This window comes from Streptomyces sp. NPDC102258 (genome assembly GCF_055584685.1).
In genome coordinates, this window is the sequence record NZ_JBVJLO010000001.1 from 296676 (window position 1) to 309436 (window position 12761).

The window sequence follows — 12761 nt, forward strand, 5'->3', positions numbered from 1 at the left end:
GCGACAGCCGGACCGATCCGGTGTTCCGCACAGAGGAACACACCCTGCCATCGCCCGACCGGTCTGCCTACAGTTGTCCAGAGCCGTCCGACAAGCACATAACAGCGTTGATTCCATCGGTATCCGACGCTTCGTCACCGTTCCCTTCCCGTTCCCCCACCGCCGCCGTGCGCGCGGAAGGAGTCGCCTCGTGCAGTCACCCATGCCGACCGGGCCGGAACCCCCGCACCGGACCCTCCTCGACGCGGGGTGGAGCACGGTGTGGCGGCCCTCGCCGGCCCGCGAGGGAGCCGACGGCGCCGAGCGCATACGGGACCTCGCGGCGAGCGGGTACGCGGCCCTGCCCGTCCCGGCCGAATTCGGCGGTGGGGGAGCGAGCCTCGTCGAAGTGGCCTGCGCACAGAGGGCGTTGGGGCTGGCCGACCCCTCGGCCGCCGTCGCCCTCAACATGCACGCCTTCACGGTGGGGCTGATGGCCGACTACTGGCGGCGGCAGCGGGACACGAGCTGGATGCTGCTGGAGGGCATAGCCCGCTCCGGCGCGCTGGTCGCGTCGGCGTTCGCCGAACCCGGCGGCAGCCCCAACTTCATGAGCAGCCGCTCCGAGGCCGTCCCGTACGGCAAGGGCTACCGGGTCTCGGGCGTGAAGTACCCCTGCTCACTGGCCACCACGGCCACCCTGGTGTGCGTGACGGCCCGCGTCACCGGAACCGACGAGACGATCCTCGCCCTGTGCCCCCGCTCCTCCCCGGGCCTGACGGCCGAGGGGGAGTGGCCCTCGCTCGGGATGACCGGGTCCGACACCGCCCGGCTGGTCCTGCGCGACGTCGAACTCGACGACCGGCTCGTCTTCCACCGCGGCCCGGCCGACGTCATCGACGAGAACGTGATCTCCGGCATGGCCTGGTTCGCGGTGCTGCTCACCGCCACCTACCACGGGGTCCTCAGCGGACTGCTCGACGCCGCCTACGAAGGGGTCCTGCGGGCCGGCACCTTCGGCGCGCGGACCGCCCTGCTCGGGCGGGCCACCCGGGAACTGCTGCTGCTCGGCGGCGCCTGCCGCCAGCTCGGCACGGACTTCGACGGGGGCGCGATCGGCGGGCGGGCGGCGCTCGCGGCGGCGGTGGGACTGCGCGCCTCGCTCAGCGACACCCGCGACCGGGTGCTCTCGGCCGTCACCCCGGTCATCGGCAGCCGCCTCTACGGGCGCGGCCAGCCGGCCGCCGGCCTCCTCGTCGACTCCCTCGCCGTGCACCACCATCCGCCGTCCCTGCTGACCTGTGACGAAGCCGTCGGCGCCTACTGCACGGGACGCGAGATGAGCTTCGACCCGGCCGGCTGAGCACCCGGCCGCCGGTCACCCGGCAGCACCCGCCCGCCCGCCCGCCGAGCCGCGCCCCGTCCCCGCCCCGTCCCGCCCCGCCCCGCCGCCCAAGGAGACCCGCCATGCCGCACGTCGAAGTGAACCTGCCGATCGAGGCTCCCGCGGCCGCCGCCTGGCGGGCCGTCATCCGGCTTGAGGACTACGCCGGATTCATGGAGAACGTCGAATCGGTGACCGTGCTCGGACAGAGCGAGGACGGCACCCGCACCAGCGCCTGGTCGGTGCTGCTCAAGGGATCCGTCCTGGAATGGGTCGAGGAGGACGTCCTCGACGAGGCGGGCCACGTCATGGCGTTCCATCAGGTCTCCGGCGACCTGGACGAGTTCACCGGCTTCTGGCGGGTCGAGGACGCCGGGGACGGAACCTCGGTCGTCACCTTCTCCGTAGACTTCGAGATCGGCATACCCCTGCTCGCCGACATGCTCAACCCCGTCGCCACCAAGGCGCTCCGGGAGAACTCCGAGCACATGCTCCGCGCCATCGAGCGACGGATCACGGTCGCGTGACACCGCCCGCGCGCGTCCTGGTCACCGGCGCCACCGGCGCCGTGGGCAGCGCCGTCGTCCGGGCCCTGGAGGCGGCGGGCCACGAGACGCACGGCGTGAGCCGCCGCGGCGGCGCCGGGCCGCGCCAGCACGCCTGGAACGTCGGCCGCCAGGACCGGCCCGACACCCTGCGCGGTCCCTGGCACGCCGTCGTGCACTGCGCGGGGGACACCCGCTGGAACCTCCCGGCCGACCGGGCCGAAACCGCCAACGTGGCGCCCCTGCGGGCCCTGCTGGCCGCCACCGAGCCCGGGACGCACTTCGTCCACCTGTCGTCCTCGTACGTCACCGGCCTGCGCGGGGACACCGCCTCCGAAGCACCGGACGACTACCGCAACTCCTACGAATGGTCCAAGGCGGCGGCCGAACGCCTGGTGCACGCCGTGCGCGGGAGCGCCGACATCGTCCGCTTCCCCATCGTCATGGGCGCCCGTGCCGACGGCCATCTGGACCGCTACAGCGGCTTCTTCTGGCTGCCGTCCTCGATGTGCAGCGGCGCCGTCCCCGCCCTGGTCGCGGAGGAGAAGGGGGTGATGGACATGGTCAGCACCGACGACGTCGCCGCACACGTCGTACGCCTCCTCGCGGACGGCCCCCCGGCCGGCCGCCGGCTGACCGTCCTGGGGCGCGGCGACCGGGCGCAGCGCGTCGACGAGACCTTCGACACCGTCCGCGACGCCCTCAACTCCTGGCGGACCGCGCACGGCGTGCCCCCGCTCGACCGGCTCCCGTACGTGGCGCCCGAGCAGTGGAACCGCTTCTACCTGCCCTTCGCCGAGGAGCACCTGGACCGCGGCCAGCTGACGCGGATCACCGCCCTGCGCGCCTACCAGGGCTACCTGTCCGTCACCGACCCCTTCGACGTCACCGACCGGGTGCCGGACACCGGGCCGGTGCTGTACCGCTCGATCCTGCGCTGGGCCGAGACCCACGAAGCCTCGGCCCGCCGCGTCCCCCGGCCGTGGGGCACCTGAGGTGGCCCGCGCCGTGCAGTCGCAGAGGAAGGAACCCCTGTCCATGGAACCGATCCGTGTCGCGCTCGCCGGCGCCGGGAACTGCGCTTGGAGCTTCAGCCAGTTCACCGCCCTGGCCCAGGCGAACCCCGAGGCCCGGCTGCCCGGCCTCATGTCCCACACCGTGGGCGGCTACCGGCTCGCCGACGTCACCATCGTCGCCGCCTTCGACGTGGACGCGGCGAAGGTCGGGCTCCCGCTGGCCGAGGCGTTCACCGCCCCCGCGATCTCCGCGACGGCGTTCACCGCCCTCGGCTCCGACCGGGACGCCCCCGTCCTCCCGGCGCCCCTGCTCGACGGGCTGGAGGGCCCGCTCGGCGCGGTCGTCCAGCCCGCCGACGCCGCCCGCGACGCCACCCCGGAGCACGTCGCGAAGGCCCTCGTCGAACACGACGTCGACGTCCTGGTCATCGCCCTGCCCACCGGCTCCTCCCACGCCATCCGGATGTTCGCCCACGCCGCCCTCGCCGCCGGCGTGGCCGTGGTCAACTGCACCCCCGAGGAACTGGCCCGGGACACCGAACTGCGCCGCCGGTTCGCCGACGCGGGAGTCGTCCTCCTCGGCGACGACCTGCGCAGCCACTTCGGCGCCACCACCCTGCACACCGCGCTCATCGAACTGCTCCTGAGCCGTGGCGTGGTCCTCTCCGACACCTATCAGCTCAACGTCGGCGGCAACACCGACTTCCTGAACCTCGCCGACGCCCGCCGCTCGGCCGGCAAGTTCGTCTCCAAGGCCAACGCCCTGCGCGCCGCCGGGATGACCGACGTCGACGGGGTCGCCGGACCCACCGGCTACATCGGCCACCTCGCCGACACGAAGGTGTGCTTCGCCAGCATCAAGGCCACCTCCGTCCTCGGATCCGCGATCGAGCTCGACGTGAAACTCACCGTGGAGGACAGCCCCAACGCCGCCGGCGTCATCGCCAACGCCGTCCGCGTGAGCAAGACCGCCGCCGACCGCGGCCTGAGCGGCGTCCTGGACGACGTCACCGCCCTGCTCTTCAAGAGCCCGCCGCACGGCCTGCCCGAGACCGAGGCGCGGGCCGCCTTCCTCGGCTTCGCCTCCTGACACCCGCCGCCCCCCAGCTGAAGGACGGTCCATGCTGTCGATCCAACGCGACGCCCTGTCGGTCGAAGACCTCCCCTACGAACTCGTCGAACGCAAGGGCGTCGGACACCCCGACACCATGTGCGACGCCATCGCGGAGCGCATGTCGCGCTACTACTCCCTGCACTGCCTCAAGGAGTTCGGGGGGATAGCCCACCACTGGTTCGACAAGGTGACGCTGTACGGCGGCGGAGCCGACATCGACTACGGGCGGGGCGAACTCACCTCCCCCTACCGGGTGCGGTACTTCGGCAAGGCGGCCTTCCGGGTCGGCTCCGCCGAGATCCCCGTACCGGAGCTGATGTTCCGCGCCGCCGCCGACGTGCTCGCGGAGGTCACCACCGGCTTCGACCCCGACCGCCACCTGCGCGTGGAATCCGGGGTCGTCGACCACCAGGGCTCGGGCCGGGGCGTCTCGCGCTACCAGCCGGCCTCCCCGGCCGACCTCGTCCCGCTGCGCGCCCCCGGGCTGGTCTCCAACGACACCAACCTGCTGCACGGCTACGCCCCGTTCTCCCGCCTGGAGAACGCCGTACTGAGCCTGGAACGCCTGGTCAACGGGGCCGCGTTCAAGCAACGCCACCCCGACAGCGGCTGGGACGTCAAGGTGTTCGGCAGCCGTCGCGGGGAGGCGTTCAGCCTGGTCGTCAACATGCCCTTACTGGCAGCCCACATCGAGTCGATGGAGCACTACCTGGCCCGCAAGGCCGTCATCCAGGCGGAGCTGGAGACGGCCGTCGGCCGCCTGGGCATCGGGGACTTCCGGATGCTGATGAACGCCACCGACCGCAACGGACGCCCCTACCTGACGGCCCTCGGCTCCGTCGCCGACACCGGCGACGTGGGCGTCGTCGGCCGGGGCAACCGGGTCAACGGGCTCATCACCCCCATGCGCCCGATGAGCATCGAGGCCCCGGCGGGCAAGAACCCGCTGGACCACACCGGCAAGATCTACAACGTGCTCGCCGCCCGCCTCGCCCGACAGGTGCACGAGGAGTTCGGCGGCCCGGCGCAGGTCCACGTCTTCACCTCCAAGGAGGCCCCGCTGGAACACCCCGACGAGGTCGTCGTGACCAGCCCCCGCGCCGACGAGGACACCGTCGCCGCGCTGGTCGGCAAGGCCGTCGCGGCCACCGGGGACCTCACCGCCGAGTTCGTCGAGACGGGCATCACCCTGTGGTGACCGGCGGCGCCGTCCGGGCCCTCGTGGCCGCCGCCCACACCACCGGGACCCGTCAGGACACCGGGCCCGCGCCCCGCCCCGTCCCCGCCACCGGCACCCACTTCACCGTCCTCGTCAAACCCGAGGTGCTCACCCCCGGGGCCGCCGCCGAGGCGCTTGAGGAGACCGTACGGGTCCTCGGCGCGGGCGGGGTCACGGTCCTGCGCTGCGCCCTCACCCCGGCCGCGGACTTCGCCGTCCGGGGCCACCTGCACCTGCACTACCCCCGGCTGCACCGGATCGCCGCCGACGGGGCCCCCGCCCTGACCACCGGCGCCCGGCGCGAACTGGCCGCGCTCACGGCGGCCACCGGCGCCCGGGAGACCCTCGGCGCCCTGGACGCGATGACCCGCGACCCGGACCTGACCCCCCTGGCCCTGGAGGAACGCTGCCGCAAGGCGGGCATCCACAAGCTCGGCTCCGGCTCGTACGCCTCGGTGACCGAACTGCACGGACGGCCCGTCACCGTACTGAACGGCTTCCTGCCCGCCCTGGCCGGCGGCTACGCCGACCCCACGGCCCTGGTCGGCCTGTTCGAATGCCACAGCTCCCGGGAGGTCGCCGACCTGCGCGAACACCTCCTCGGCGCCCTCCACCCGGCCGCCGCGGACCCGGCTTCGCTGCGCGGCGCCCTCGCCGACCGCGTCGGCCGCCGGCACGGCATCCCCCTCTCCGAAGGCCGCAACGGCGTCCACCTGTCGGCCGGCCACCTGGAGGGGATGTTCCAGGCCTGGCGGTACTTCGCCGCCGCCGACGGGCGGGGCCTCGACAGCACCCCGCTCGGCCGGTCCCTGGCCCGCGGCGGCGTCCCCGACGCGGCCGTGCGGCACCTGGCCGCAGACCCCGGCCTGGCCGACGGCTCCGGCGGAACGCTGGCCCCGCACGGAGCCACCGAGGGCCTGCGCCGCGACGAGGTCCTCGACCTGGTCCGGCGCTGGGCCACCGCCCTCACCGAGAAAGGAGAACGGGCGTGAGCGCACCCGTACGCGGGCTCGGCGGACGTACCGCCCTGGTCACCGGCGGCGCCCAGGGCATCGGCGCGGCGGTCACCGGCCGGCTGTGCGCCGAGGGCTGCCGCGTCGTCGTCTACGACAAGAGCGAGGAGCACGGCCACGACGCCGTCGAAGCCTGGCGGAAACAGGGCTACGAGGTCCACCTCGCGGTGGGTGACGTCAGCGACCCGGCCGCCGTGCGGGCGGCCTTCGACGCCCTTCCCGACGGCTGGCCCCCGCCCACGCTGCTGGTGAACCTCGCCGCGGGCTTCGTCTTCAAGGGACTGGAGGCCACCCCCGAGGAATGGCACGCCGCCCTCGACCCCACCATCGTCGGACTCTCCCTGGTCACCCGCGCGTTCGTCGCCGGGCTGCCCGAGCGGGCCGCCGACGCCGCCATCGTGAACATGGCGTCGATCTCGGCGCACATCGCGCAGAGCGGCTACCTCACCTACAACACCGGCAAGGCGGCCGTCCTCGGCTTCACCCGTTGCGCCGCCCAGGACCTGGCCCCGCGCGGGATCCGGGTCAACTCGGTGAGCCCGGGGACCGTGTGGAACGCCAACAACGAGCGCTACCACCGCGAGGCCCTCGGCCTGGACCGGGCGGCGGCCGAGGCCGCCCCCGAGCACGGCGGCAAGTTCCTGCTGCGGCGCTTCGCCGATCCGGCGGAGGTCGCGGCACCCATCGTCTTCCTGCTCTCCGCGGAAGCGAGCTTCATCACGGGCACCGACCTCGCGGTCGACGGCGGATATCTGGCGGTGTGACACGGTGATCGATCTCCACACCCAGCACGACCGGTGCGGGCACGCGACCGGATCGCTGCGGGACTACGTCGAAGCGGCCCTCGACCGGGGCGTCCAGGTCCTCGGCCTGTCCGACCACGCGCCGATGTTCGCCTCCGAGGAGGACCAGGCCCTGCCGCGCGTGGCCATGCCCAAATCGGAGTTCCCCGCCTACATCGCCGAAGCCGTGGCCCTCAAGGAGGAGTTCGCGGGCCGCATCGAACTGCTCGTCTCCGCCGAGGCCGACTACCTGCCGGGCGCGACCGCGCCCTACCGCACGGCTTTCGAGGGCCTCCCGCTGGACTACGTCATCGGCTCCGTCCACATGTTCGAGGGCCGTGACATCTTCGACACCACCCGGTGGGAGACGGTCGGCGAAGCCGAACTGCCCGCCGTCAAGGCCCGGTTCTTCCAGCAGGTCGCCGCGTCGGCGCGGGCCGGGATCTTCCACGTCATGGGACACGTGGACGCCCTCAAGGGCAACCACCCCGTCCTCGGCGCCGTCCCGGCCCCCGCCGCCACCGACGAGATGCTCCGCGCGTTCCGGGACTCCGGGGTCGTCATGGAACTCAACACCTCCGGCGTCACCAAGAAGTGCGGGGGCTGGTACCCCGAGCCCGAAGTCCTCGAACGGGCCCACCACTTCGGCGTCCCGATCACCTTCGGCTCCGACGCGCACGTCCCCGAACGCGTCGCCGACCAGTACGAGGAGGCCGTGGAGGTGCTGCGCGGCATCGGCTTCCGCACCTGGACGGTGTTCCGCCGCGGGGTCCCCCGGACGCTGCCCCTGCTCTGACGGGCCCTGCTCTGACCGGCCTCGCCTGACCGACCCCGCTCTGACCCGTCCCGACCGACCCGCTGGAGCCCGTATGCACGTCCTCGACCTCGCCACCCACGACCCCGCCGCCGCGACCACCCGCTTCCTGCGGGTCCGCGGCCAGCCCCTGAAGATCGTCACCGACTCGCCCGGCGCCGACGGCCTGGTCTCGGAGACCTTCGACCCCCCGGGCATGCTCGGTGTGGTCGGCTCCGCCCACGAGAGCGACCCCGACCTCACCATCGTCGACCTCGCCCGCGACCCCGCCGCCATCGAGGCCCTGCTGCGGGACGCGGCCGGGTCGGCCGTCCCGGGCGAGTACGAACTCACCCGCCACTACCGGCTGCCCCGCTACACCGCCGACACCCACACGGTCTTCACGCTGCGCGACGTGAACTCCGACGAGACGGCCGCGCTGATCCGCACCGAGGGCCGCGTCACGATCGTGCGCCCCCGCTCCACCCTGGGCGACCGGTGGCTGACCAGGATCATCCGTGACGCGGCCACGCGCATCGCCAAGGCCGAGGGCTCCCTCGTGCTGCACTCCTCGGCGTTCGTCCACGAAGGCGGCGCGTACCTGGTCATCGGCGACTCCGGGGCCGGGAAGTCCACGACGGCCGTCGCGCTGGCCCGCCTCCTGCCCTCGGCCGGCTGGATGGGCAACGACCGCATGCACCTGGACCGGCGGGCGGACACCTACCACGTGACGGCCTGCCCCCTGCCCCTCGCCATCAACAAGGGCTCCCTCGACGTCATGGGCGTCACCGGTTTCGGGGAGTGGTCCGTACGGGCCGGGTTCCCGCCGCCGGACTCCGACTGGGACCGCTTCCAGGGCGAGGAGAAGCTGAAGCTGAGCTCCCGGGAGGTGCACCGCTTCCTCGGTGTGGAGGTCGTGCCGGACGCCCCGCTCGCCGGGGTCATCCTGCCCCGCGTCGACCTCACGGCGGGCTACTCCCTCGAAGCGGCGAGCCCGCCGTACACGGCCGAGGTGATCGGGCGCAACTGCTTCTCCCTCGACGACAACCTCTACGGCGAGGACTGGCTGGAGGTCCCCGTCCGGCGGCCCGGCCCGCCCCCGTCCCTCGACGCCTTCCTGGAGCACCTCGGGAAGCTGCCCGTGCTGCGCTGCACCGTGGGCGGGGCCGGCGACGTGGCACGGCTGGCGGAGGGGTTCAAGGCCGCCACGCGGGCGTGACGCCGTCTACCGGGGGCGGCGGCGCCCGGCCGCCGCCGCCACCTCCGCGACCAGCTCCAGGTTGCCGGGGAAACGCGCCCAGAACCGCCCGACCCAGTCCAGGTACCAGGGCACGAGCTCCGGGCCGCGCTCGCCGAGCAGCCGCAGGTGCCCCGCACGCGGGAGGAACCAGAGCGCCCCCAGCCGGGCCAGGTCCGCCGCGCCGGAGTACGGCAGGCCGAGCCCCGTGCGCAGGTGCCCCAGGAACAGCCGGACGGCGGCCGGGTCCAGGACGAAGTCGCCGCGGCCGGCGCGGCAGGTGAGCCACAGCGCCTTGGCGGCGTCGGCGGGCCGCCGCGAGAAGCCGGTCTCGTCCCAGTCGATGACGGTCGGCGGGCGGCGGTTGCCGTGGTCGCGGATCAAGTTCCGGCCGTGCAGATCGCCGTGGTGGACCACCACGGCATCGGTACGGGTCAACCGGGCCGCACCTGGCGTGAGTTCGCTCAGGCGGGCCTCCGCGATCCCCGCCAGGGAAGCCCACCGGCCCGTCAGGAAGGGCGCCGAGAGAGCCCGTTCCCGCTCCCCGTCGGCCAGCCAGGCGGACGCGTAGTCCCCTACGGTGTCCTCCGCGACGGCGAACCCGGCCGCGCGCCCCGCCAGTTCGGCGAGGATCCCGGCCAGGGCGACGGCGTGCTCCCGCGCGTCCTCGGAGGGCGCCCCCGGTACGAACGGCCGGATCACCACCAGGCGCGGCCGCCCGCCCGGCCGCAGCCCCAGGCCGAGCACCGGCGGGTACCAGGCGCAGCCCCGCAGCGCCGCGTCCACGGCCGCGACGCGCCGCAGCTCGACGGCCGAGGAACGCTCCGGGCAGTGCACCTTCACCGACAGCTCCCGGCCGCCCTCGACGACCCGGTACGAGGCGTTGACACCCCGGCCCTCCAGGGCCTCGGCGCGCCCGGCCGCGATGGCCGCCACGACCCGCGCGACGACGGCCCCTTCACGCGCCTCCCCGGGCCGCGCCCCGCCGTCGCCGGCCGGTGTGCTCACGCCGCGCCGCCGTCCGGCCCGTCCCCGTCCGGGTCCGGCTTGGCGTCGAACCACTCGTCCACCGCCGCCGCCATCCGGGCCACCGGCTGCGCGCTGTCCAGCCGCAGCACCGGGCAGTGCCGCTGCGCCAGCCAGCGGTCGTCCACGTCCCGGCTCCGGCTGGTGACCGTGCTCTCGTCCCAGCCCCGCGCCCAGTCCAGGAAGTCCCGGTGCGCCGCCTCCAGCCGGCCGCCGCGCGCGATGGTGTCCCCGTACCGGACCACCTCGCGGCGCATCAGCCGGTCCATCCGGCGCTCCCCTTCCAGGGACAGGTACACGATCGCGTCGACCCCCGCGATGACGCCGTCGCCCCACCCCCGCAACGAGCCCGACAGGACCCACGCGTCGCGCGGCAGGAACAGCGACTCCATCAGCGCGAGCCGCTCCCCGACCGGGCGTTTGTGCGTGTAGGGCGGGGAGGTCGGCAGCCACAGGTAGTCGTCGACGTCCGCGTGCGGTACGGCCCACCGCGAGGCCAGGGACCGGCCCAGGGTCGTGGTCCCCGTTCCGCTTGGCCCGGTGACCAGCAGGCGACGCCGGCGCATGTACGGTCTCCCCTCGTCGTGCACCGGCGCACCTCGGCGCGCCGGGCCGCTGCGCCCCGCCGCCGACCCGGCCGGCGGGACCGTCCGCTTCCGATCCTAGGGGCCGGTGGGCGCCCGCCGCCGTCGGCGGCCGGATTGCGACGGCAGACAGCGCGCGGCGCCGCCGCTACTGTCGCCCGTATGCCGACCGCGCTCGTCACCGGTGTCTCCCGCGGCCTGGGCGCGCACCTGTGCCACGCGCTCAAGGCCGCCGGCCACCGCGTGCTCGGGGTGGGCCTGGCGGCCTCCGGGGGGCACGGCGCGCTCGACGACTACCGGCCGGTTGACCTGCGCGAGCCGCTCCCCGAGGACCTGTTCGCCGCCGAGGACGTCGACGTGCTGGTCAACAACGCGGGCGTGTACCTGGACGATCCCCGCCGGGGCTACGGGGACCTCTTCGCACTCTCCGACGCGGACCTGCGGGACACCTTCGAGGTCAACGTCTTCGCCGCGGCCCGCCTGGTCCTGCGGTACGCGCCGCTCATGCTGGGGCGGGGGTCGGGGCGGATCGTCTGCGTGTCCTCCGGCATGGGGCGGCTCCAGGACGCCGACGGGGCCTCCTTCGCCTACCGTTCCTCGAAGCTGGCGGCCAACTCCCTGGTCCTCGCGGTGTCCCGGCACTTCGCGGCGGCCGGCGGGGACCTGTCGGCGTTCTCCTACTGCCCGGGCTGGATCCGTACGGGCATGGGCACGCCGTCCGCTCCGCACGACCCCGCCCCGGCCGCCGCCGACCTGGTACGGCTGCTGGACGCGCCCGCCGAGCAGTCCAACGGCCGCTTCTTCCGGGGTCCGCGGGAGCTGGGGTGGGACACGCGCGGCCCCTGGGTGGGCGACGAGCCGGCCGAGGCGCCCTTGTCACGCGGCGACCGGCCGACCTAGGCTCGCTCGCACCGGACATATCACCCGGCCGAACCGGCCGTACCGGGGGGACGCAACGACCCGGCGCGGTTCGCCGCCACACGCTGCCCCTTCGGGCGCGGACCCATACCTCGGGGTGATGCACGCACATGACCGCACTCGGCACCACGCACCACTACGTCGTCCGATCCCCCTTCGCACGCACCGGCCTCAGCTGCTCGCGCCCCGTCGCCGAGCACATCCACCGCCTCGCCGCCCCCTATCTGACCCTCGAACCCGGCCCCCGGGAGCCGGGCGTCTGGCGCACCATCGCGGATGCGGCGCCCCCCGGGGACGCCGTCACGGAATCGGTCGCCGCGCAGGGCGAGACCGCCGTCGACTACGCCGTCGACCATCCGCGCAAGGAGCTGTACCACCTCGCCCCGCGCGGCGAGTCGTGGGTCACCCAGTCCCTGCTGCGCGCCACGCGGGCGATCCACCGCAGCGCGGCGAGCCGGCAGGGCGTCCTGTTCCTGCACGCGGGCCTGGTCCGGCTCGGCGGCCTGGGGGTCGCCGTGGTCGGCGGGAGCCGGGCCGGGAAGACCTCGTTCGTCATGGCCGCCGTGCTCGGCGGGGCGGGCGTCATGGTCTGCAACGACGACGTCAGCCTGACCGCGGACCGGGACGGCGTCGTCACCGGCGCGGGCTGGCCCCGGTCCGTCTCCGTCCGGCTCGACACCCTCGACCTGCTGTTCGGCGAGGAACGCGCCCGGGCCGTCCGCGCCTCCCTCACCCACCCCGCCAACGACACCCTGCTCAGCCTGCGCGACTCCGGCGTCGAACGGCACGGGACGGCCCTGATCTACCCCTGGGAGTACGCGGAGCTGCTGGGCAGCGGCATCGGCCGGTCCGCCCGCGTCGACGCCATCGTCCACCTGAGCCTGGCCGACGACCCCGCGGAAGCCGAACTCGCCCCCGTGGCGGCCGCCGAGCGCGGCACGCTGCTCGACCGGCACGTCCTCGGACTGCCCAACAAGCACCTCAACATCTTCGGCCACGAGCCCGACCCCGAACGGCTGCGCCGCACCCGCGGCGCCCTCACCGCCCTGCCGACCTTCCGCTTCCGCTACGAGTTCCGGGACGTGCGCCGCCAGGTCGACCGGCTCGCCGAGCACCTGCACGCCCGGATCCCGGCCCCCTGACGCCCCGGC

13 protein-coding genes are annotated in these 12761 nt (G+C 74.2%); 11 read left to right on the forward strand and 2 right to left on the reverse strand.

Annotation, left to right across the window (positions count from 1 at the left end; translation table 11 throughout):
- The first annotated feature begins 190 nt into the window (after window positions 1-190).
- The 9 genes from ACZ6ZT_RS01380 (at window position 191) to ACZ6ZT_RS01420 (ending at window position 9064) form a co-directional block, all read left to right on the forward strand.
- Window positions 191-1342 (forward strand): acyl-CoA dehydrogenase family protein, encoded by a 1152-nt coding sequence (locus tag ACZ6ZT_RS01380; protein WP_469714454.1) that lies wholly within the window; start codon window positions 191-193, stop codon window positions 1340-1342.
- A 104-nt stretch (window positions 1343-1446) separates the two neighbouring features.
- Complete coding sequence (locus ACZ6ZT_RS01385; RefSeq protein ID WP_469714456.1) at window positions 1447-1890, forward strand: type II toxin-antitoxin system RatA family toxin; 444 nt, start codon at window positions 1447-1449, stop codon at window positions 1888-1890.
- The gene (locus ACZ6ZT_RS01390; RefSeq protein WP_469714458.1) at window positions 1887-2903 is read left to right on the forward strand and encodes an NAD-dependent epimerase/dehydratase family protein; all 1017 of its coding nucleotides are present in this window, start codon (window positions 1887-1889) and stop codon (window positions 2901-2903) included. The genes ACZ6ZT_RS01385 and ACZ6ZT_RS01390 overlap by 4 nt, the downstream gene beginning before the upstream one ends.
- 43 nt (window positions 2904-2946) lie before the next feature.
- Window positions 2947-4014, forward strand: coding sequence for a hypothetical protein (locus ACZ6ZT_RS01395; protein ID WP_469714460.1), 1068 nt, complete (start codon window positions 2947-2949; stop codon window positions 4012-4014).
- Window positions 4015-4045: 31 nt separating this feature from the next.
- On the forward strand, window positions 4046-5236 hold the full coding sequence (locus tag ACZ6ZT_RS01400; RefSeq protein ID WP_469714462.1) for a methionine adenosyltransferase: 1191 nt from the start codon (window positions 4046-4048) through the stop codon (window positions 5234-5236).
- Window positions 5233-6249: a hypothetical protein gene (locus ACZ6ZT_RS01405; protein WP_469714465.1), complete on the forward strand. Its 1017-nt coding sequence runs from the start codon at window positions 5233-5235 to the stop codon at window positions 6247-6249. Before ACZ6ZT_RS01400 ends, ACZ6ZT_RS01405 begins: the two co-directional genes overlap by 4 nt.
- Window positions 6246-7034: an SDR family NAD(P)-dependent oxidoreductase gene (locus ACZ6ZT_RS01410; protein WP_469714467.1), complete on the forward strand. Its 789-nt coding sequence runs from the start codon at window positions 6246-6248 to the stop codon at window positions 7032-7034. The genes ACZ6ZT_RS01405 and ACZ6ZT_RS01410 overlap by 4 nt, the downstream gene beginning before the upstream one ends.
- A 4-nt stretch (window positions 7035-7038) precedes the next feature.
- Window positions 7039-7848 (forward strand): histidinol-phosphatase, encoded by an 810-nt coding sequence (locus tag ACZ6ZT_RS01415; RefSeq protein WP_469714469.1) that lies wholly within the window; start codon window positions 7039-7041, stop codon window positions 7846-7848.
- Window positions 7849-7921: 73 nt separating this feature from the next.
- The gene (locus tag ACZ6ZT_RS01420) at window positions 7922-9064 is read left to right on the forward strand and encodes a phosphoenolpyruvate carboxykinase (ATP) (protein ID WP_469714470.1); all 1143 of its coding nucleotides are present in this window, start codon (window positions 7922-7924) and stop codon (window positions 9062-9064) included.
- A 6-nt stretch (window positions 9065-9070) separates the two neighbouring features.
- Here ACZ6ZT_RS01420 and ACZ6ZT_RS01425 read toward each other — a convergent pair whose 3' ends face one another.
- Together ACZ6ZT_RS01425 and ACZ6ZT_RS01430 are read right to left on the reverse strand one after the other, a co-directional pair.
- Window positions 9071-10090 (reverse strand): aminoglycoside phosphotransferase family protein, encoded by a 1020-nt coding sequence (locus tag ACZ6ZT_RS01425; RefSeq protein ID WP_469714472.1) that lies wholly within the window; start codon window positions 10088-10090, stop codon window positions 9071-9073.
- On the reverse strand, window positions 10087-10674 hold the full coding sequence (locus ACZ6ZT_RS01430) for a P-loop NTPase family protein (protein ID WP_469714473.1): 588 nt from the start codon (window positions 10672-10674) through the stop codon (window positions 10087-10089). The genes ACZ6ZT_RS01425 and ACZ6ZT_RS01430 overlap by 4 nt, the downstream gene beginning before the upstream one ends.
- 180 nt (window positions 10675-10854) lie before the next feature.
- On the opposite strand from ACZ6ZT_RS01430, the gene ACZ6ZT_RS01435 reads away from it, so the two are divergent.
- The gene (locus ACZ6ZT_RS01435) at window positions 10855-11592 is read left to right on the forward strand and encodes an SDR family NAD(P)-dependent oxidoreductase (protein WP_469714474.1); all 738 of its coding nucleotides are present in this window, start codon (window positions 10855-10857) and stop codon (window positions 11590-11592) included.
- A gap of 128 nt (window positions 11593-11720) precedes the next feature.
- Window positions 11721-12752, forward strand: a complete 1032-nt coding sequence (locus ACZ6ZT_RS01440; protein ID WP_469714476.1) for a hypothetical protein — start codon at window positions 11721-11723, stop codon at window positions 12750-12752.
- The last annotated feature ends 9 nt before the right edge of the window (window positions 12753-12761 follow it).

Excerpts from the sequence above, each read along its gene's own strand:
- ACZ6ZT_RS01440 (WP_469714476.1), top strand. The coding sequence starts at position 11,721 with ATGACCGCACTCGGCACCACGCACCACTACGTCGTCCGATCCCCCTTC.
- ACZ6ZT_RS01400 (WP_469714462.1), top strand. The coding sequence starts at position 4,046 with ATGCTGTCGATCCAACGCGACGCCCTGTCGGTCGAAGACCTCCCCTAC.
- ACZ6ZT_RS01395 (WP_469714460.1), top strand. The coding sequence starts at position 2,947 with ATGGAACCGATCCGTGTCGCGCTCGCCGGCGCCGGGAACTGCGCTTGG.
- ACZ6ZT_RS01435 (WP_469714474.1), top strand. The coding sequence starts at position 10,855 with ATGCCGACCGCGCTCGTCACCGGTGTCTCCCGCGGCCTGGGCGCGCAC.
- ACZ6ZT_RS01420 (WP_469714470.1), top strand. The coding sequence starts at position 7,922 with ATGCACGTCCTCGACCTCGCCACCCACGACCCCGCCGCCGCGACCACC.
- ACZ6ZT_RS01430 (WP_469714473.1), bottom strand. The coding sequence starts at position 10,674 with ATGCGCCGGCGTCGCCTGCTGGTCACCGGGCCAAGCGGAACGGGGACC.
- ACZ6ZT_RS01385 (WP_469714456.1), top strand. The coding sequence starts at position 1,447 with ATGCCGCACGTCGAAGTGAACCTGCCGATCGAGGCTCCCGCGGCCGCC.